Below are 21563 nucleotides of genomic sequence, written 5' to 3'. Positions count from 1 at the left end.
TAATTTAATATTGATATGATGAACTTTATGAACTCGTAAAACATATTCATTGTATTTTGTTCACCTTTTTGTGAACCTAAAGAGCATTCATGGCTCTTTTATAATAAGAACTAAATGTTATACAATTGTGATTTCGTTATATTTTAAGGTCTATGGTTTTACAGTTAATTTAAATGTATCTGGCCATAAATCAGCTGGTTCCTAATAATGTTATATCTACACTAACTCAGTAATGTAACTGAATTTATATTTAAATTTTTTTGCTAGGTTTTATCATTTAATTTTGTTCTTTTCTAGTTTGGGCAGTTATACTAGTTTTCACCTTTTTCCAGTTATCTAATCTATTTCTAAATACATACTAGCACAATATACTGTACTGCCATCTTTTTTTACTTCTGAAATTTTTATATTCCTTTCAAAAAACATCATTAGGTAAACTATTATTAAAAAGGTTTTAAATTGTGGTTCAAATCATGTTTGAACTTGTGAAATCCCTTATTAGCGTTTATTTTGAGGAAATTGGAGTAGAGTTATTATTGTAACTAATGCCCCAGTATGGAATATACTGCATATTCTTTTTTCCAGCGTTTTCGTCATAAATTTTTATTTTGTCATTTTCTAACGCAAGAGCAATGAGTTTAGAAGCGATAGATGATTGTTTATTTGTCAATCCGAATCTTTTTCTTAGTGTACTATTTGTCATAAAATTATCTTCTATGTAGAGTAATGCAGAATGATAATAAATAGCATTTATTTTTTCTCTATTCCCCATTTCTTGGATTGTTCGTCGTTGATGTAAAGTAACAACAGTATAATTATCCTTAGCAGCTATATCCGGAGCAGGTAAGTGATTTAATTCCAACGTTAAGATAATCTTATCTATACCGCTACCACGAGACTCTACTAAATGCATCTTTCGAAATAGTTCAGCTAAAGCTTCATTTCGAGAGTAAGGAGGCATATCAAGCAATCTTTCAGGACGATTAAGAGGAGATCCAGGATTTGTGAATACTACTCTATTATCAAATATTTCAATTGTTGGTGAGCTACCTTTTACAGAAAAATCCTGATGTACTATTTGGTTTGCAACTATTTCACGTATAACCAGAGGAGGATAATCTGTATCAGAAGTGATTTGTCCATTATCTTTTAACGTTTCAGGATTACGAGGTAAATGACCATTGATAAATTTTAGTAAACCTTCAAAACCAACGGCAGCTCCTTTACTAGCTGTATTATCAGCTACTGCACTTAGTTTATTATTACCGGCATATCTAATTACTCGTAAAGCATGAGCAGATAAATTTTCAAAATTTTTAAGATTTTTTGCGAATGTAAATGCTCCCATATTGGTTAGATTGAAAGTTTTTCCAGAAGATTCTATCACACCATCTTCTATCATATGAAAAATTATCTCTTCATCGTTTGAATCTTCAAAGTATCCCATCATTTTCAAATAGGAATTAACATCAATCAATTCTTTAATTTCTTCAAATGTACATGCGGTTTTTGCATACTCTCTTTCAAATGATCGCGATTCAAAGGATTTCCACAGTTCTCTTTCCTTTTCAGGATAATCCTTTAAGTTTTTTAATGAAGATCCACTTCTAATGTATCGACTACCGCTAAAAGCAACAGGTCTACCAGCATTCATGTGGATGACTAAAACGACAACATGTTTTTGTTCGATATCATATTCTTCAAAACGAATTGTGATACGAGGATCAAGCATCCTTTCTAACCAAGTAATAAACGGCTCACCCTGTGCATGTTTTTCAGTTTTTGGATAGAATTTTGTACCAATAATTTCTTTTGAAACATCATTAACCCCCCAAATTAAGTATGAGAATTGCTGACCTAACATTGCTGCTGAGTTAGCTAAAGCTGATATATATTTGCCTATACGATCATGATCTTTATTATTAACTTTGTATTCAATAATTTCATCTTCATTTTTATTCAATAATTCTAATAACTTTTTTAAATCTTTATCTTCCATAATTTTTATTTTCCAAGTAAATTCTAAATAGGTTAAAAACGTCGTAAAATCAGCGTTTTTTTATTTTCCAAGTAAATTCCACGTACTCCAATGTCAAGAATTAATTAGTTCAAAGTCTATATAAAAATAGTTTCAAAAAAACTATATCACATATTGTGAAAACCTAGATAAAATTTTCGGTTTTCTTCGAAAAATAACACATACTAACAAAAACTAACATTTTAATTTTTCTTCTATCAAAACTAGAAGAACCAAAATATGTATTTATTTTTTAGCAAATTAATAAGATGACTTATTTCATTTTTAATAGACAGATCAGCCAACATTTTTGAGGTAGGTTTGCTTAATTTGATTTTTTACTTCGTAACTTTCATTATTCCCGATAACTTTTCTTTTGCGAGTACCGTTCCATCTTCTGTCTTAATGTGTAGACGAATACTTACATCTTGTGCAGAATAGCCATTTTCAACAAGCCAAACAGGAAAAGTTTCATTCTTGACCTGCAACACTTTATCAGCAAATTCTTGAATATTATCTTTTGAATTATATTTAAAGTCTTGTGGAACAGTCAGATATAGTATAAGACCTCTCCCTGTAGCACTATAAACTTGCCCAGTTTCTTTTACCAACTCATTCAATTTATTCTGAAATTGACTAGCATATTTTTGAAACTCTTCATCATTAAATTGATTTGATATCGAAGCTGATTCGCTTGATGAACTCACTTCTAATATCGAGGAAGATGCCTGAGTTGTTGTAGATAAATTCAAAGACGAACTGCTTGAACTAACAACAGATCTGACCGAACCTTGTTGAGATTTATCTTCTCGAAAGAATAAACCAAATATAACAAAACTAATTAAAGAGATCAAAGCCGAAATGTTTCGATATTTTATATTAGGTTGTTTTTTTATAAAATACCAAACACCAACTAAACCACAAAATGTGATAAAAGAAATAATGAATCTCATAATAACCTCCTATTCATTTTTCAATCTTATCTTTTACTTTCTTATACTTTTATAAATATTTATAACTACTTCGACTTTTCGAAAATATAATTCTATTATAACCCTCTACCAATTATTCTAGAGTGAAACAATAAGAAATGTAGACGAACTCTATAAAATATAATTTTAAGAAACCAGAACTCTATGTGGAATTCATTAAAGAAATTTATGATTACTATTATTTAAAATCTCTTCAAATGTCATGGTGTTCTCCTTTGTTATCTATTTAACTTTCTCCCTTTATTATACCAAAAAAAGAGCTTTCCCTATACAAAAAGCCAGAGTTCTTCTACTCTAGCTTTCATCTTTTATTTATGTTCTTCTGAATGGCGATACCCATAGCCAAAATAAATTCCTATCCCAATCAAGAGAGCAACTCCAAAGGCCAGCCAGGTCGATAGAGAATACTGGGTCATAAAGGACACACAGACCACAATCGATAGAATTGGCAAGACCGGAACCAAAGGCGTTTTAAATTCACCAGGTCCAGGAGCACCGTGTTCCTTGCGCAATTTCAAGAGGGCAAAGGCCAACATAACCAGGTAAGCCAAGGTACAGATATTTAAAAAGGAAGCGATACTAGCTAGCGGAAAAACTCCACCAGCAATGGCAGCCATTACTCCAGCGACCAGGGTCGCATTTTTTGGGATTCTGGTTTTAGGATCGAGCTGTTTCATCGCTTTTGGCAAAAGGCCATCTCGCGCCAAACTGTAAATCATCCGTGAGAGGGCAAAAGTCATAGAAATGCAGACGGTAATCAGGGTCAAAATAGCGACCAACGATACATAATTCCCTGCCCAGCTAGCTCCTACCTGACGGAGGGCAAAGGCAACCGCATCCTCTACATTTAACTTCTTAAAAGGAACCATGCCGGTCAAAACCAGGGTAACCAAGATATAAAGAACCGTTGTGATCAAAAGACTAAGGACAATGCCGCGAGGAACGTTCTTTTGTGGTTCCTTGATTTCATCGACCGCCATTGAAATGGACTCAAAACCAAGAAAGGCAAAGAACATGAGCGAAGCGCCAGCCATAATCCCTGTTTGACCACCATAAATTTCGCCAAAGCCATAAGGGGCAAAGTTTCCCCAGTTGCCAGGGTTTAGGTGAAAAATCCCGACAAGAATAAACAAGGTAAGAGCTGAGAACTTGAGTAAGACCAGCAAGGAATTGAAGCGTAAGACGGCTTTTGCATTCATAAGGACCAAGGCTGTGACGAGGACCATGACCAAAATAGGTAAGAGATCCACATAAGTTCCCGCAGCTGGATCAAAAGTCCCATTTAAAGCCGTCGGCAGACGCCAGCCAAGATTGGCCAACAATCCCTTGAAATAAGCAGCCCAACCTGAGGCCACACCTGATACGGCTGTCATGAATTCCATCACGGTCAACCAACCTGCAATCCAGGCTGGAAACTCTCCAAAGATGGCATAGAGGTAGCTATAGGCTCCACCAGTTGAAGGAATGCGGGATGCAAATTCAGCAAAGAAGAGGGCAGATAAGCCAACGCAAAAAGCCGCAATCACAATTGAAATGATCAAGGCTGGACCAGCTAAATTCGCTGCTGCAGTCCCCGTAATCGTGAAGATCCCTGTCCCCACCATGGCACCGATTCCTAAAATAATCAAATCCCACAATCGTAAATGGCGATTTAGACCTGGGTGTACTTGCCCAAGTCCCTTTTTTCGAAATAGATTCATGTATATTCTCCCATCTAATGAGTTTATTCTATCATACTTAAACAAGAAAGAGAGTGGAACAGAAATCGGTCATTCGTCAGAATTCGATTTCGTCGTCCCACCTCCGCACAGTTGAGTAGGGCATCTTTGGAACTTGAAAAGCGAACAACTACTTAGGAAACTTGCTTAGCAAGTCCTATCTACCACCTCAAAGCAGTGCTTTGAGCACTCAACTACTGCGTCTTGCTTGACAATCCAAAAACAATTGAGAGGCTAGGACTTTTGTCCCAGCCCCCCTTTTCTTACTATTTATCACTTTCCGTCCTATTCTTTTTCAAAGCACGAATCGTAAACCAATAATAAATAACTAGCCCAAAGACGATGATCACTGTGGGCAGAAGAACCGTCATACCAAGATTCTGAACTCCTTGTGCCAAGGTCCAGCGATGTAGGAATCCAACCACTAAAAAGGCGATGATAGGAAAGATGAAAGCTCGTCCAAACTCTTCTTTCCATTGCCAAAGAATGAGAGCCCCGCTAGCCCCTGTCATGAGAAGAGTATCCCAAGGACTAGGAACCGCTAACCAAGCAAAAGCAGGCAAGAAGCGAACTCCCACTATTTCACTGAAAAAATAGATCCCTAATACCAGAACAAATGCTACATAAATTGCTTTTTTCGTTTTTTCCTCCGCAAAAATGAGACGACGAAGGAGATAGAAGATGATCCCAACAGCTAGGAGTCCCAAAATGATGTCGGTTAAATAGACTAGTGGCTTGAGCACAAGGACCGCTTGAGAAGCAAAATCACTTAAGAGGCGATAAAAAATCACAATACCTGAAAAGATAGCCCCATATTTTAGAACAGACCGCGTCGTTTCTTTGGGCATATTTTCGATGATTTGGTCTGCCATCCCCTTTGGATCGAGACCAAAATAATCCTTTGCCGTGAGGTCATCTCCGCTTGCTTGCGAAAAATCTACCGCTAAATTATAGACCTGCTCTCTTAAGGCCTTCTCCTCATATAAAAAACCTGCAAGATTGAAATAATCCCAGAGATCTTGGAAATAAACTTGATCCTCCTGGCTAAAGGTTTGCATCAAGGCCTGCGTTTCTTCAAAATACATTGCTGATTTCATGCTTCTTCCTTCTTTCTTTGGAGACAAAATACAACAAGGGTCAGGACTAGTCCCATGAGAGGAAGGAGCCAGCCTATTAAATGAGCAGTTTCCTGATTCACGAGACGCATCCAGCATCCAGTAACTAGGAAAGTCAGGCCCATGACTAGTAGACTCGTCATCAAACGCTCCCTGCTTCTATAGGCCATAACTGCAAACCCAAGTAAGACTAGGACAGAGAGAACAATCGCCCAACCATCTGATAAGAAGAGACTTCCAATGTGGCCAAAATAGATCGAAAATAGTCGTACGATGTTCAGAAACACCATCAGGCTGATCACACTGATAAAAGTAGCCCAAGACCACTTTATTTCTCCATAGCTCTGTTTGGACCAAAGCCACGTGATGAACTGGCTGAACACCAAGAAATTAAGTAGAATGACAACATAGGTCAAGGGTTCGATTTTCAGTGGTGTCATCCAGGTAAAATCCATTAAATAACGCATGCCAACCAAGATCACTCCAAGTAGGAAGACGAGTCCCACATAAGATCCTAATGAGCGTTTAGGCAAGTCTGAAAGAACTTGATCCACCATAGCCCGTGGATCCTTTCCAAAATAATCCACCGCCCGAATGCCTTCTTTTTCAGCAACTTTCAGATCGCAAACCATATTGTAGAGTTGTTCACCGAGCGCTTCATCATCATAAAAATAGGACTTGGCCCCAATATAGGCCACCATTTTTTTCACATAGGCTTGATCCTCTTTGTTTAGATGAATCAATTCATCCGACATTTTTTCTGTATAACTTTCTATCATTCTTCTCCCTCCTTCTTGATACGTTCTACTTTCGTGACCAGTTCCTGCCACTGGTCCCAAAATTCCCCTAAACGCTCTCCTCCAGCATCACTGAGTGAAAAATACTTGCGATCGGGACCATCTGGAGACGGCCTCATTTCCCCATGAATGACCCCTTGTTTTTCTAATTTTTGAAGTAGGGGATAAATAGTCCCAGCGACAATCTTATCAAATCCCATCTCTTTGAGACTTTGGATCAATTCATAGCCATAGATGGCCTTTTTGGAAATAATCTCCAGCACACAGCCCTCCAAGACTCCCTTTAGTAATTGGGACTCTTTCATCCTTCTCACCTCTTTCTTCACATTCTTTACTAGTTTGTTTTACATACTAGTCTTTTCACTATCAGTATACTCTTTCTCGACTAGTATGTAAAGCATAATAGTAATTTTTTTTAAAAATTTTTTATTCCTTAAAAATCCCTTAAAATCAGGGGTTTTACTGTATACGGGTGTGTAAATATACAAAAAAAGTTCAAAAAACACTTTATTTTGTAGATTGATTGGAGTATAATAATTAAAATTATTCAAAAGGAGACACGAATATGAAAAAATCGAAGCTTGCTCTTTTAGCAGGTGTCGCCGCGGCTTCAACGCTTTTCCTTGCTGCATGTGGCTCATCTTCTAATGCGTCAAAAGGGACTACCTACAACTACGTGTATGGTACAGACCCTGATTCCTTGAACTATTTGACTTCAAATCGTTCAACTACAAGCGACATTACAACCAACTTGGTCGATGGTTTGTTTGAAAACGATCAATACGGTAACCTAGTGCCTGCTCTTGCTGAGGACTGGTCCGTTTCAAAAGATGGTCTGACTTATACTTACAAGCTTCGAAAAGACGCGAAGTGGTATGATTCAGAAGGAAATGAATACGCTGACGTCACTGCAAAAGATTTCGTGACATCTCTAAAATACGTAGCAGATAAAAAATCGGATGCTCTTTACTTGGTTCAAAACTCAGTCAAAGGCTTGGATGACTATGTAAACGGGAAAACCAAAGACTTCTCAACTGTTGGGGTCAAAGCTGTTGACGATCATACTCTTCAATATACTTTGAACCAACCAGAATCTTTCTGGAATTCTAAATTGACCACTTCTACCATGATGCCGGTTAATGAAAAATTCTTGGAATCAGCTGGGAAAGACTTTGGTAGCGTGAAACCAAATGGGATCCTCTACAATGGTGCCTATATTTTGAAATCTTTCACTTCAAAATCACAAATCGAGTTGGAAAAGAACCCTGAATACTACGACAAGAAAAATGTTCACATCGATACCGTTAAATTAACTTACTTCGATGGATCAGACCAAGACTACCTTGCTCGTAACTTCTCAGATGGGAACCTATCTACTGCTCGTCTCTTCCCAACTAGCTCAACTTATAGCACGATTGAGAAGAAATTCAAGGATAACATCGTTTATTCACCTCAAGATTCTACTGTTTACTACGCTTACTTCAACGTTAACCGTCAAAACTACGGCCATACGAAGAAGACGTCTGATGAGCAAAAGAACAGTACTAAGACAGCTCTTCAAAACAAAAACTTCCGTCAAGCTTTGAACTTTGCTTTAGACAGAACTTCCTACAGCGCTCAAGTTAACGGGAAAGACGGAGCATCAAAAACTCTTCGTACCCTTTTAGTTCCACCAACATTTGTCCAAGCAGGCGGGAAAGACTTCGGTACTCTCGTTGAAGAAAAACTTGCCGCAACAGGAGATGAGTGGAATGGTGTTAGCTTTGCTGATGCTCAAGATAGCTTGCATAATGCCGATAAAGCCAAAGCGGAACTTGAAAAAGCGAAGGCTGAATTGCAATCACAAGGTGTTCAATTCCCAATCCATATCGACTATGTTGTAGACCAATCTTCTAATGCTCTTGTCCAACAAGCAGACTCTATGAAGAGCTCAATCGAAGCGGCCCTTGGTAAAGACAATGTCGTGATCGATGTACAAAAATTGTCTACAGACGATGCAGACAACGCTACTTACTTCGCCCAATCACCAGATCAAAAAGACTTTGATATGGATATCACAGGTTGGGGACCTGACTTCCAAGATCCATCTACTTACTTGGATATCTTAAACCCAACTGATGGTTCAACCTTGACTGGTATGGGACTTGATCCTAAGAAAGACCAAGCGCTCATCGAGAAAATTGGTTTGAACGAATACAAAGCATTGTTGGATGCTGCCAATGCTGAAAAATTGGATACCAATGCACGTTATGAAAAATATGCTGATGCCCAAGCTTGGTTGACAGAAAACGCCATGGTTCTTCCAATCTACTCTAAGGGTGGAGTTCCATCTATCACGAAGGTAACGCCATTCTCAGCAGCAAATTCTGCAATTGGTATTAAAGGTGAAACAAGCTTCTTCAAATACCAAAAACTTCAAGATAAGACAGTCACAACTGCTGACTACGAAAAAGCTTATAAGAATTGGTTGAAAGAAAAAGAAGAATCAAACAAAAAAGCGCAAGAAGAACTTGCAAAACACGTGAAATAATCGTGATAGAAAACACCGGGGATAAAATCCTCGGTGTTTTTTGATTAAGGAAATACCTATCTTTGAAACTTTCCTTAGGTGAGTACGGACGTTAGGTGAAATTATCCAGTGGATGATTTCAGCAATCCAGGAAGTTCCATAACTTAGTTTTGGACCTAAGGTTCCAAAACTCCCGAGTGCTAGAAATACTATTATTTCTAGCACTTTTCTCACGGCGGAAAGTTTCGGTATTTGTTTAAATAAGCTTAATAATATACATTATTATAATTCTTTCTGCAACACTTGGCTTGTTCTATGTAAAAAACAGTTTGTCTACTTATCGGCTTTTTCATTTCCCAATCTTATATAGACTCAACCGCTATCTCACGACAATCTTCCGATAACTTCTAGAAGTCAGAAGAAAGACGAGAATATAGGAGATGAAAAAGACAGCGCAGATAGAAAGAGTCGTTTGAAGGACCAAGCCCGCATTGGTTGCTCCTAAGAGGGCAACGATCTTTGCAATCATCTTGTAGGCCACACCTAGGTAGAGGAAGGAGAAGAATAAAGGAAGGAAAAAGACAGTGAGAATCTGTTTGCGAATGGTGGTGGCCGTTTGCTTTTGGTCCAACCCTACTTGTTGCAAGATCACAAAATTATCCCGGTCCTCATAGCCCTCTGAAATCTGCTTGTAGTAAATGACGAGTACCGTAGACAATAGAAAGATCACCGATAGGAAAATCCCAATAAAGAGGATTGTCCCTGCTGATTCACGCCACTCCTTCTCCATGCTGTATCGATCAACCCCACCAAACAAAGTCGCACCATATTGACTCATTTTGTCTGTCGAATTAAGCTCTTTGGCCATTCCAGCTATAAAATCTTGGTTTTCTTTATTTTTAGCACTAATAGAGAATTCCAAATTTTTATCAATTTTTAGTCCCAGTTGGTTCAAGTCAGGGAGGACAAGATACAAGCCCATTTGGTGTTGAAACAGGTCGGCTTGAGGGAGTTTTCCTTGGATAAAATTGGAGTCTAGTTTTTCTTTAATCGTGAAGGTCTTCCCATTGATTTCTAATTGCGCGTCTAATCTTCCAGGATATTGATACCCATAGGCTAGGATTTCATTTTCCCCAAGCTCAACTTTTTGACCGGTCAGTTGCTCATAAGTCGCCTGATCAAAAAAGTAGACTACTCCTTCTGTCTTCAATTCCTGACCAGTTTCTTGATCAGACTGGTCATACACCTCTAAGATCCTTCCATCAATCTTTCGAATTTCAGCCGACCAGTATGTTGTCTGTGCCACCTGATAATCGGACAGATGGGTTGCATCGGCCACTTTCTTAATTTGCGCTTGAACCTCCTCAATAACCGGTTCTGTTTCAGCATCTGAAGGCATATGTCCCACACTAAAATTGTAGTCCGAAGGGTACATAGTATCTAGGTAATTCTGCCCTCCAATAAAGAGATTGAGCGACCCGGTTAAGGTGACCAAGACCATGGTGGAAAGAATACTAATGGTCGCAAGACCCGCTGCATTTTTTCGCATCCGAGCTATTAAGTTGGAAACAGAGATAAAATTCTCCGGCTTGTAATAGTAGGGTTTCCGACCTTTAAGAATTCTTAAGAAGGTAATCGATCCTGCGTTGAATAAGAGATAAGTCGCCAGAATGACCAAGATGACAGCAATAAAGAATCTTTGGACGGCCGCAACTGGACGCTCAACAGTGAGCGCCAAATAGAAAGCAATTCCTAAGAGACCTAGACCTAACAGAGTTTGGACCAGCAAGAATCTTCCCTTCTTCTCTCCTGCTTTCTTTTGTTGCATGAGGTGGAGGGAACTGTAGCGCAAAAGGCGTAAAGAATTCAACAAGAGAATGAGGCCAAAAGCTAAGGCTAACCCAAGTAAAGTGTTAAGAACAGCCCCTATCTGGAAGGTTGATTGAATGACGACTGGTAGACCCATACATTTTAGGAGTAAGGCAAAAATCAAGGGATCAAATAAGAGTCCCAAACCCAGTCCCGCGCCAACTGTGAGGATATAGACGATAAGCAATTCCCATAAGGTCATGACGAGGAGGTGCTTCTTCTCCATCCCCAGAACACTGTACAAGCCCAGTTCTTTGGAACGATTTTTCATGACGTAGCCATTGGCATAAGCCACCAAAATGATGACGACCAGCTGGACGACGAAACTGCCAAAACCAAGAACAGTTCTCGCCGATCCCCCTCCGTAAGAATCCTCTAAATGAGGGGTCAATGACAAGGCGATAAAGCTATAGAGGATCATGGTCGTTAAAATGACAGCTATAGCGAAAGGGTAATAGAGCTTGCGATTTTGTTTGAGGTTGGAAAGAGCTAATTTACTTGTTAATTTAAACATCATGATCCTCCTTACCCGCCATGACCGTCAGGGTATCCGAGATTTCTTGGAACATCTGATGCTCTGTCTTTTCCCCGCGGAAGATCTGATTGTAAAGGATCCCATCCTTGATAAAGAGAACGCGCTTAGCCCTCGCTGCTGCTGCGGTTGAGTGGGTCACCATGAGAATGGTTTGCCCCATGCTATTGATATCTTCAAAGACGTCCAGCAAAGCAGCTGAAGACTTAGAATCCAGCGCCCCTGTTGGCTCATCAGCCAGGAGGATTTCTGGTGAGGTGATGATGGCCCGCGCTACGGCCACCCGTTGCTTTTGACCACCAGAGATTTCGTAAGGGTATTTTTCTAAGAGCTGGTGAATGCCCAACTCCCGACTCACGCTATCCACCTTGCTCATCATTTCCTTGACTGGTCTGCGAGAAAGGACCAGAGGTAAGAGGATATTATCTTTGACAGACAAGGTATCGAGCAGGTTGAAGTCTTGAAAGACAAAGCCTAGTTTTTCCCGACGGAAGCTCGAGGCATCCTTGTTCTTGATGGTTGAGGTATCTATGCTATTTAGGTAGACCCGCCCTTCCGTCGGCTGGTCCAGCATGGCTAGGATATTGAGAAGGGTCGATTTCCCGGATCCTGATTCCCCCATGATAGCAACGTATTCCCCCTTCTCAACGGTAAAATGGATATCCTTTAAGGCTTCGACCTGCGTTCCTTGAAAGCGGGTTTTGTAAATTTTTTTGATATGTTGAACGTCTAGTAGGGTCATGGTCTGTTCCTTTCTAGCTCGATAAAAGCTTCAATCGTTTTTTACAAATCTATTGTACTAAAACTGAAACGCTTTCACCATAACATAACCTTACATTTTCCCCTTTATTTCTTACATTTTTGTAAGAAAGCAAAAATAGGCTGGGACTTCAAGTCCTAACCTATTTTTTTATTGATTATTCAGCTGATGAAGAGAGCAATGGTGCAATTGATTGATAAGCACCTTCAAGAGCTTTTTGGGCAATATCGCGAGCATTTTTCAATTGTTGTGCGAATTGACTACGAGCTTGTTCAGGAACAACTGTATCATCAGAACCTGCAGCTGAAAGTGTATCGTTAAATGTTTTTCTTGCAGTCTCCATAGATTGTATCGCAGGATCTACTTGCTTATTATAGGCATCTTTACCAGATGCTGGGATCTTGTCACCAATCTCTTTGACATATTTTGTGTAGTTGTCAATCATTTTTCCATAAATGGTTTTCATATCACCAAGTGTTTTGGCGTTGTCGATTTCTTCATCAGTTAACAAGACAATTTCTGGAATTTCAACAGAAGAGGTTGCTGATTTAGATGATTTTGATGAACTGCTTGATTTGCTTTCTGAAGTAGATGATTTTTCTACTTTGCTAGAAGAAGCTTTTGCATCTTTGCTTGATGATTCTGAAGCAGTTTTACCAGAACATGCTGCTAACGTTGCAACAGACAAAAGAGCCACACCGGCTGTAAGAAGTTTTTTCATATTTTTTCTCCTATAAATAAAGAATGAATATATTTTAAATGATTTTCCTTTAATTGTCAAACATTTTCTGTTTCCAAATGCCTATACACTGCTAATTATCACTAGTTTTTAACATATTTTATGTCCTAAAAATTATTTCTTATATTGTATCTTTATTCATTATTTGAATAAACAAAACCAGAAAAACAGTCCTTTTCTGGTTTATTCTTCTTTTTATTGATGAAGCAACTGTGTAAATTCTTCTTGAAGTTCCTTGTTGTCCGTTGGTTTTAGGTACATCTTCCCACCATTGGTCGTTGGAGAATGAAAGACAATGCCTTCTCCTGTATCTGTAATGGCAAAGAAATAACTATGCACATCTGGATACTTGTCCCAATTGCTATAGCGTTCCACGATGCGGTATTTTGCATTTCCTTGACCAGTATCTGTATAAATGGCATCCATCTTACTATTTTCCCCTAGAGTATAGAGGTTGTCTGGTCCTACATCACCACCAGCGATGCCTTTTTGGTAGTTGGGTTGGCCCATCTTTTCACCCCAGGTCTTCATAAATTCTGCTAATTTTGCTGATTTTTCAGCATTCCAAGGCGTTTTTTCCTGGCTTTGGCTGTTTCCCGCCGATGGTGTGCTGTCAAAAGTTTGCCAATCGAAACTCTTGAGATCCAGTTTATCCTCATCCGATTTCCCAAAGAGGGCATTCAGATCTGACCCCGGTACTTGGACTTCTTCTTCCTGGACTTTGGTCGCGGCTTGAGGCGCCTTTTCTATCCGTGAGAGCACAGCTACACCACGGCCAGTTCCTGACATCCAGCTGACTTCTAAGACTTCTCCTCCCTGATAGAGGGTCGTCGCATTGCGCGCTCCACCGTGTCCAGCGACAAAACCTTCGGCTAGCAGAGTCGGTTTTTGGTCCTTGAGGTAATAAACTCCTGTCACAAAGTAGCTTCCATCAGTCTGCTGATTGGCGATGATCATCTCATCTACCCCATCGTTATTTAAGTCCTTAAAGGCATAGCGGACAGCTTCTGGCTGATTGATGATAGTCTCGATCACCCAGCTATTGATCATCCGATCTTCTTTAGCTAATGCATCATTCAATTTGGAAATGGCATCTAACTCTTTTGAAGTGGCAAAAATCTTTTGGTAGTCTGAAAAAACAGACTGGTATAATTGTTTGTTATCTGCTTTTTTCGCTTGTTTTTTTGCTGAAGTCTGGCTCGTTGCAGCCTCTTTTTTAGGACTGGACTGACGTTGGTATCTTTGGTAACATCCTGTTAACATGACCATACTCGAAGCCACTAACCCTAAGGGCACCCATTGTTTTCTTTTCATCTGATCTCCTTTACTCTCCCCTATTTTCATACTAAACTTTATTATACTAAAAAAAGAGTGAGGAAGGAATCCCTTCTTCACACTTAGTTTTCTTTATTCGGATTCTTTCTACGATCCGTTTGACTTTCAATATGCTCTTTCACCAAGGCAACCACCTCATCATTGGTTGGAAGGTCCGAGTGCTGAGCATCTTCCCCCGTCACTGTAATCTCCGTGTAGCTAGCTGCTTGGTTTTGGTAGATATATTTCCCAGCAGAAACACTGGTATCTGGGACCAACTCATCTGAATCATAGGTGATGGTCCCTGCTACTGAATACATATGAAGTGTATTGGGGATGGCTTCTTTTCCCTTGATAAAATCGGCCAACATCTCAGATTTATTCTTGATATTGGTCTCCGTGAAATTATAGGGAGTTCCGATGGTCATAAGGGTCTTGAGATCGATATCATAATCTCCCAGATAATTTTCAATAAAGGCTGTATAAATCAAGCCACCATTGGAATGACCCAAGCCCTTAAAATTATTAAAATTATATTTTTCTTGAAGGGCTTCGAAGGCTTGATTGAATAGTTTGGCTTGCTTTTTAATGTTGCTATAGCCATCTTTGTTATTTTCAAAACCAACTACAATTACCGGCTCATTGTCCTTGGCATCCATACTTCCACTATAGGTGATATGCCCATCATTCCAAACTTTGACCTTGAGCAGGCTGTGTTTGGTTCCTTGGCGGTCTTGGTTGAGCTTGGTCACCAAGCCATCAAAGCGATTCTCTGTTGCGGAACTTCCTGGAATCATGATGATGGGAGACAATTTTGAATTATAAAATTTCTCAATTTTTGAAACATTGGTCCGAGTCCAGCTATAAGAAGGAATGGCTAAAGCGATCAAGAAAAGACTGACCAAAGTAAGGACGATGGCTGTTTTTTTAGATTGCTTCATCGCTTTCTCCTTTCACTTTTAAATCTTTTCGAATACGATTTCCCATACGGACAAATGGTAGATAAAGGAGCACATCGACGGCAAAACAAAGGAGACTCACAGCTAAGGCTCTCAGACTTCCTCCCGTTCCAATAAAGGCATAGAGAAGGCTAGGAGTCCCATCTGGCACTGGATAGACAGCCGCTGGCATCAGTTTGAAGCACAAAGCCACTGCTGCAATTCCCATATTCACCAAGGGGATCAATAAAAAGGGAATCACATAAAGCAGATTGAGAAGGACCGGGATTCCGACCATGAATGGAGCACCATTGTTAAAGAGACTTGGAAAGAGACTGAGGAGGCTGACTTTCTTGTCCTTTTGACTTCGTGAAACCAATAAGATTGCAACCAAAAGTGCTAGGACAGCACCAACTCCCGCCACCATGCCAAAACTGCGGTACAAATTGGTCAAGGTATAGAGATGAGGAATGCCTGTCGTTGAATGATGGGTCACAGCGTAGGTGAGATTTTCCAAAGCAAAGTTATCATCCGCAATTGAGTTCAAGGCAAAGGCTTGACTATTACCAAACCAAGCAGATAGCCCACTAAATAGTCCCATGACAAAGGTGGACAGGAGATGATGACTACTTACCGTTAGAGAAGCCAAGAACTGTCGGATAGTCTGAAAAATATTAAATTGGTTCCCAAGAACCAAAAGAAGATTTAGGCTGACCCCTAGAACTAAGGATAAGAAAATGGGACGCACCGTCTTGGGTTGATAGATGAAGTCTTTGTCCACAATCTGATCGTCACTGGCTTTAGATAGACGAAAGATCTGTCCGATAAGATAGCCTAAAACAATGGCTAAGAGGATATTGGTCGTCGCAGGTAAGTTAATGCGTGTCAGTTGCCCATCATGGAGTGGTCCCACCAACAATTCCTGAGACCCTACAATCAAGCTGACCAAAAGAGCAGTCACGCCGGCTGTCCCCGTACTTCGACCGTAATGCCCAGCTGTATATTTCCCAGCGAAGTAAGTCGCTAAAGGTCCTGCTAGACCTCCTAAAAAATTGGAAAAATTGATAAGGACTTGACTAATAGCTTGATCCCACGGCAACCAGCTATCCATCGAAAAGAGCTGATGGATATAGCCTCGATCGGAGAAGACCGATAGCGCGATCACCCGAATGATCCCTGAAAATAGGAAAAAAGGAAATAAGGAAACCAGGGTTTTCTGGGAAATTTGAATCAAACTTTTTTCTCGTAACCAGAAAAACTTCTGGACTAAATACTTGGTCATGGGGCCTCCTGTTCGAGTTGATTGACTTATTCACATTGCTTACTTTCTTCTTATTATACCATAGTGGCGAGCATATCCTTTCGTTTGGAGAGACGTCATCAGTTGAGAACACTTTTAAAATTTTCACAATTTTTCAAAAATTCTTTGACAGGGGTCTTCATTTCCTCTATACTATTTGTTAGCTAACAAAACGATGAATCAGGTTACCATCGGTCCTGCTATGCTCATAGCAATTGGAATTGATGGGAAATGAGAGAGCTAGGATGGATTTTCAGACCATTTTTACAAGATTATAGAAAGATTTAGGAGGAATCAGACACCGATGTCACAAGAAAAAATTTCAGCCAAGGTCCTGTATGCTATTTTTGCAACAGGGATCCTTTCCTTTTGCGGGGTGGCTGGAGAAACTGCCATGAATATCACCTTCCCAATATTGATGAAGGAATTTGAGATCAATACCGCAACCGTCCAGTGGGTCACCACCATCTATCTTCTAGTGGTTGCCTGTGTAGTCCCACTATCTGCCTACCTCAAGCGCTCTTTTAAAATGAAGTCCATCTTTTTAGTTGGAAATCTCCTATCTGTTTTAGGTGTTCTCATTGACTTCCTAGCTCCTAGTTTTGGCTTTGTGGTTTTGGGTCGCTTGGTCCAAGGAATGGGGGTTGGTTTTGCCCTTCCTCTGATGTTTAATATCATTTTAGAGCAGGTCCCAAAACGCAAGATCGGTCTCATGATGGGAGTGGGTACCCTGATCACAGCCATCGCTCCCGCCATTGGGCCTACTGTCGGTGGTCTCTTGACTGCTAACTTCGGTTGGCGGTCCATCTTTTTGGTTCAATTCCCGATCCTTCTAGCTTCGCTAGTTGCAGGACTTCGCTCCATTGAACAAATCAGTACAGTCAAACGAGAAACCCTTGATATCATGAGCCTTCTCGCTATTATTGCTTCATTTTTAGGCTTGATTCTAGGTATTCACGGTCTTTCTGATCATGCTTTCTTTAGTTTTTCTGTCCTTGGTTGGCTGGTGATTGGGTTCTTGGGACTGGTTCTCTTAGTCTACCGGTCCAATCAGTTAGAGACTCCCATTATCAACCTCGCCATCTTAAAAAATCCTCTCCTCACTGGCCATGTTCTTGCCTTTTTCACTTTTCAATTAGGTTCTCTGGCCATGAGTTTCCTCTTGCCCAATTATGTCCAATTGGTCAACCACTCGAGTACCACGCTTGCAGCCTTGATGCTGCTTCCAGGAGCCATCATTGGAGCAGGTTTTGCTCCTTTCTCCGGTCTCATTCTAGATAAGTTGGGCGCCCGTAAACCGATTCTCCTTGGAGCTGCTTTAATCCTTCTGGCCCATTTCCACTTCACCCTCTTTGGCCTGAAGCTGACAAATGGCTTGATTCTTATCTTTTACATGATCTTCATGACCGGTATGGGCCTTGCCTTTGGCAATATCATGACCAACGGACAAAAACAACTCTCTCTGGAAGAGCAACCCGATGCGAACGCGATCTTTAACACCTTGCAACAATTTGCAGGCGCTGTCGGAACAACCCTGGCTTCCTTGATCGTTGCCATGAGCCAAGCTAATCAAAAGATGGACTTCACCCAAGCCACTGCTAAAGGAAGTCGCAACGGTTTTATGGTCTTATTCGCCTTGGGCATCTTCCAACTCCTTCTCTTATTTTGGGTTGTCGGAAAAGAAAATGAAATGAACTAATTTATCTCATTAAATAGGAGCTGGGAATAAACTGTCCAGCCTTCGATCTTTGATAGAAATAACTGTATGACGCAGTGGTTGATTGCTCAAAGCACTGCTTTGAGGTGGTAGATAGGACTTGCGAAGCAAGTTTCCTAAGTAGTTGTTCGCTTGATTAAGCTCCAAAGATGACCTAATCAACTGTGCGGGGGTGGGAAAACGAACTCTTCTTAATTAGTTGGAGTTCTTTCCCACTCCCTTTTTATTATCCTTTTCTGACCCGTGTGACAATGCCATCAGGATCCTCAAAGGTAAAGTCACTTCTGCTAAATAAATCTTGCTAGAATAGGCGTATGTCCTATTCTTTCTTTTTGCTTGCAATACCAAAGATTATAACTTAAATTTCATTAAATTGTCGAACTTTTATCATTTGAGTTAAAATCCTTGCTTTCTTTTTGTATTTTATTTATAATCATTCTAAATAAGATGAAGGAGATATTGTATGACTGAAATGAAACATGGAGTAGATGAATCATTTAACGACCGCTTGAATATCTTGAGAGCCGCTGTTCTCGGGGCCAATGATGGGATTATTTCTATAGCTGGGGTGGTGATCGGGGTAGCCAGTGCCACGTCAAACATCTGGATCATTTTCCTTTCTGGCTTATCGGCGATTCTGGCAGGTGCTTTCTCGATGGCGGGCGGTGAGTATGTCTCTGTTTCCACACAAAAAGACACGGAAGAAGCCGCTGTGAACCGCGAACAAGCCTTGTTGGATCGCGATCCAAAGTTAGCGAGAGAATCTCTCTACCACGCTTATCTTCAAAATGGAGAATGCGAAACTTCCGCAAAGATTTTGACAGAACGGGCCTTTCTGAAACATCCACTCAAAGCCCTGGTCGAAGAGAAATATGGTATCGAATATGAGGAGTTTACCAATCCTTGGCATGCTGCTGCATCTAGCTTCCTTGCTTTTTCGGTTGGTTCCCTTCCTCCAATGCTCTCTATCATCCTCTTTCCAGCTGCCTATCGCATTCCGGTGACGGTCTTCGTTGTTGGACTATCCTTGATCTTCACTGGCTATACCAGTGCAAAACTGGGAAAAGCACCAACCAAGCCAGCCATGCTTCGCAATCTCATCATTGGACTTCTCACCATGGGTGTGACTTACTTCTTCGGACAACTCTTTAGTATCTAAAAAAGCTGAGAATTTTGTCTCAGCTTTTTCTTATGCTTCTAATAAGGCTTGTGCTTGTTTTTCCAGTCCTGCGACCGCTTCATCTGTCAAGACCAATTCACCTGTTTCCCAAGCTTCTGGGTTAACGGTTGTTCCAGTAAACTCTCCAACCACTTGAGTCCGAACGAATGGTAAGAGCGCTTGGTAAGCCGCAAACATTGGCTCGTGTCCTGCATTAGCGACTGAAGAGACGGTTACGATCTTGTCTTGAAGGGCAGATGGACCACGAGTTTCTGACAGGTCAAGGGCACGGCTAAGCCAGTCGATCAGGTTTTTCACTACACCTGGAATGGCAAAGTTGTAGACTGGTGAGAAGATCCAGATGGCATCCGCAGCAAGGACCGCATCACGCGCTGCTTGCACAGCTGGCAAGGTTGGTGTTTCTAAATCTTGGTTCATCATTGGGATGTCCTTGTAGTCCAAGTAAGTCACCGTTGCTTTTCCTTCAAGAAGGCTTTCTGCTTTCTGGGCCATTTGGTGGTTGAATGATCCTTGACGAAGAGATCCGACGATAAATAAAATGTTTTTCATAGTTGTTTCCTCTTTCTGTTGTAAGATTATTCATTACAATAGTTATTATACAGGATCACAATGTAATGTCAAGGATTACAACTCGTATTTTTAAACTTCTATTCCAGTTCACTAGGTGAGGGGCAAGAGGAGTGAGAAAAAAGGTTGGATAAAAGTTTCCAACCTTCAATACATCATAACCGTATAAATCTGTAGAGGATCAAGATCCAAAAATAACGAACTCCTGACGATCTTTACAATCCATTTTAGAACTACTTTTTTCTCAGCAAGGTAATTCTCGAAGTTTCATTGTTCCCAAAATTCTGTTCACGCTACTACTCCTCGTCAGACGAATCCGTAGCCAACATTTTTTTGATGGATTCGCTGGATAAATCCGTCATTTCAGCAATCATCTCGATACTCATCCCCTTCAAAGCCAGTTTCTGAATCAGAGACTGCTGACCAGCTTGAACTCCTAACTCCATGCCTTCTTGTCTGCCTTGTTCCAATCCCTGTTCAAGACCACGCTCGAGACCTTGTTCTAAACCTTGTTCAAGACCTTGTTCAAGACCTTGTTCGAGTCCCTGTTCGAGTCCCTGTTCAAGACCTTTTTTCAACCCTTTCTGAAAACCGGCTTCCAGTTGTTCTTTCCGAAAGGTATCCATGCTCATTTCCCAATTTTCTCTGATACGAATCCGTTCATCAATCATTTCTTTTTCCTCCCTTGTCCAATTTGATGGGATCAGGAGTGATTCTGCCTGCTCGATCACTTGATCTGGTTGATGACTGAATGGGCGATTGCCAAAAAATTCAAGCCATTGTCTCCAGTGAGCATTCAACTCCGTATCTCTACTTTCATTATACTTATCCAACTCTAAAAAGGCAACCTTTAACATATTATGAGCTACTCCATCCTTTCGAGAGCTATAAAGAGGTGTCCCATCTACTGTATGGCGCATTTCATAGACATTGACAGGTGAATCTAAATGAGGAAAAATACTTCGCTCCAGGATAGCGATCCCATAGACCGGCTCCAGCTCCTGGTACATAGAATGGGTTGCCCCTTTCTTTCGCTTGCGTTGGACATTTTCTACCAGTTGATTGGCTAAATAATAGTGAAAACGATTCAAGAAATACTCTTGCTTCAAAACTTGAATCTCAATGATGACTTCAAGCCCACTATCTAGTCTTGCTCTCACATCAACAGATGTTTCAAAAGAAGATCTCCTAAAAACCCCTGCTCATGGATCTGGTCTTCCTTCTAAAATCTCAACGGACTCTACTGGCAGATCCAAGACTTCGCGGATGAATTTCGCTGTCACATCCGGCAGACTAAAAATCTTTTTCGCCATTAAATCCAAGGTGGGCGATACATACTCATGTCGTTTTTTCATAGCAACCTCCGATGATTTCGTATAGGGAATCCCCTCACTTATACTATTCGAAAAAATTGCAGAAAATGAGGCTGGGACAAAAATCCTAGCCTCTCAATTATTTTTGGATTGTCGAGCAAGACGCAGTGGTTGAGTGGGCTCTAC

General features: G+C 40.5%; 16 protein-coding genes and 1 pseudogene. 3 read left to right on the top strand and 14 right to left on the bottom strand.

Going from position 1 to position 21563, the window contains the following annotated elements; translation table 11 throughout:
- Positions 1-505: 505 nt before the first annotated feature.
- The 6 genes from NFR56_RS05680 to NFR56_RS05655 all read right to left on the bottom strand — a co-directional run bounded on the left by NFR56_RS05680 (position 506) and on the right by NFR56_RS05655 (position 6944).
- A complete protein-coding gene (locus NFR56_RS05680; RefSeq protein WP_070589529.1) occupies positions 506-1999 on the bottom strand; it encodes an ATP-binding protein in 1494 nt (497 codons plus the stop codon).
- Between the two features lie 356 nt (positions 2000-2355).
- Positions 2356-2970, bottom strand: coding sequence for a hypothetical protein (locus NFR56_RS05675; RefSeq protein ID WP_070589531.1), 615 nt, complete (start codon positions 2968-2970; stop codon positions 2356-2358).
- A gap of 347 nt (positions 2971-3317) precedes the next feature.
- Positions 3318-4709 carry an APC family permease gene (locus NFR56_RS05670; RefSeq protein ID WP_251458077.1) on the bottom strand — a complete coding sequence of 464 codons (1392 nt, stop codon included), beginning with the start codon at positions 4707-4709 and terminating at the stop codon, positions 3318-3320.
- A 284-nt stretch (positions 4710-4993) separates the two neighbouring features.
- Entirely contained in the window at positions 4994-5824 is an 831-nt protein-coding gene (locus NFR56_RS05665) for a hypothetical protein (RefSeq protein WP_251458074.1), read from the bottom strand.
- Entirely contained in the window at positions 5821-6621 is an 801-nt protein-coding gene (locus NFR56_RS05660) for a hypothetical protein (RefSeq protein WP_070594417.1), read from the bottom strand. The genes NFR56_RS05665 and NFR56_RS05660 overlap by 4 nt, the downstream gene beginning before the upstream one ends.
- A complete protein-coding gene (locus NFR56_RS05655) occupies positions 6618-6944 on the bottom strand; it encodes a PadR family transcriptional regulator (protein ID WP_070594416.1) in 327 nt (108 codons plus the stop codon). The genes NFR56_RS05660 and NFR56_RS05655 overlap by 4 nt, the downstream gene beginning before the upstream one ends.
- A gap of 260 nt (positions 6945-7204) precedes the next feature.
- Between NFR56_RS05655 and NFR56_RS05650 the strand changes: the two genes are divergently transcribed.
- Entirely contained in the window at positions 7205-9169 is a 1965-nt protein-coding gene (locus NFR56_RS05650; protein WP_251458071.1) for a peptide ABC transporter substrate-binding protein, read from the top strand.
- A 358-nt stretch (positions 9170-9527) separates the two neighbouring features.
- Here the strand turns inward: NFR56_RS05650 and NFR56_RS05645 are convergent, their stop codons facing one another.
- From NFR56_RS05645 to NFR56_RS05620, 6 genes are all read right to left on the bottom strand, one after another.
- Complete coding sequence (locus NFR56_RS05645; RefSeq protein ID WP_251458129.1) at positions 9528-11531, bottom strand: FtsX-like permease family protein; 2004 nt, start codon at positions 11529-11531, stop codon at positions 9528-9530.
- Positions 11524-12291 carry an ABC transporter ATP-binding protein gene (locus NFR56_RS05640; RefSeq protein ID WP_251458068.1) on the bottom strand — a complete coding sequence of 256 codons (768 nt, stop codon included), beginning with the start codon at positions 12289-12291 and terminating at the stop codon, positions 11524-11526. Before NFR56_RS05640 ends, NFR56_RS05645 begins: the two co-directional genes overlap by 8 nt.
- Positions 12292-12466: 175 nt before the next feature.
- Positions 12467-13030, bottom strand: coding sequence for a hypothetical protein (locus NFR56_RS05635; RefSeq protein WP_049514852.1), 564 nt, complete (start codon positions 13028-13030; stop codon positions 12467-12469).
- A gap of 213 nt (positions 13031-13243) precedes the next feature.
- Complete coding sequence (locus NFR56_RS05630; protein WP_251458065.1) at positions 13244-14362, bottom strand: DUF4767 domain-containing protein; 1119 nt, start codon at positions 14360-14362, stop codon at positions 13244-13246.
- Positions 14363-14445: 83 nt separating this feature from the next.
- A complete protein-coding gene (locus NFR56_RS05625) occupies positions 14446-15303 on the bottom strand; it encodes an alpha/beta hydrolase (RefSeq protein WP_251458062.1) in 858 nt (285 codons plus the stop codon).
- Positions 15290-16582 carry a PTS transporter subunit EIIC gene (locus NFR56_RS05620; RefSeq protein WP_251458059.1) on the bottom strand — a complete coding sequence of 431 codons (1293 nt, stop codon included), beginning with the start codon at positions 16580-16582 and terminating at the stop codon, positions 15290-15292. The genes NFR56_RS05625 and NFR56_RS05620 overlap by 14 nt, the downstream gene beginning before the upstream one ends.
- 322 nt (positions 16583-16904) lie before the next feature.
- Between NFR56_RS05620 and NFR56_RS05615 the strand changes: the two genes are divergently transcribed.
- Complete coding sequence (locus NFR56_RS05615) at positions 16905-18299, top strand: MFS transporter (protein ID WP_155168872.1); 1395 nt, start codon at positions 16905-16907, stop codon at positions 18297-18299.
- A 481-nt stretch (positions 18300-18780) separates the two neighbouring features.
- Positions 18781-19476 carry a VIT1/CCC1 transporter family protein gene (locus tag NFR56_RS05610; RefSeq protein WP_003006131.1) on the top strand — a complete coding sequence of 232 codons (696 nt, stop codon included), beginning with the start codon at positions 18781-18783 and terminating at the stop codon, positions 19474-19476.
- A gap of 30 nt (positions 19477-19506) precedes the next feature.
- Here NFR56_RS05610 and NFR56_RS05605 read toward each other — a convergent pair whose 3' ends face one another.
- Positions 19507-20046 carry an NADPH-dependent FMN reductase gene (locus NFR56_RS05605; protein ID WP_003006128.1) on the bottom strand — a complete coding sequence of 180 codons (540 nt, stop codon included), beginning with the start codon at positions 20044-20046 and terminating at the stop codon, positions 19507-19509.
- Between the two features lie 314 nt (positions 20047-20360).
- Positions 20361-21419, bottom strand: a pseudogene (locus tag NFR56_RS05600) (Rpn family recombination-promoting nuclease/putative transposase).
- Positions 21420-21563 lie beyond the last annotated feature (144 nt).

The sequence above is a fragment of the Streptococcus caecimuris genome (assembly GCF_943193075.1).
Classification (GTDB): Bacteria; Bacillota; Bacilli; order Lactobacillales; family Streptococcaceae; genus Streptococcus; species Streptococcus caecimuris.
The sequence above is the reverse complement of the archived record's forward strand: the minus strand, read 5'-3'. Positions and strand labels throughout refer to the sequence as shown.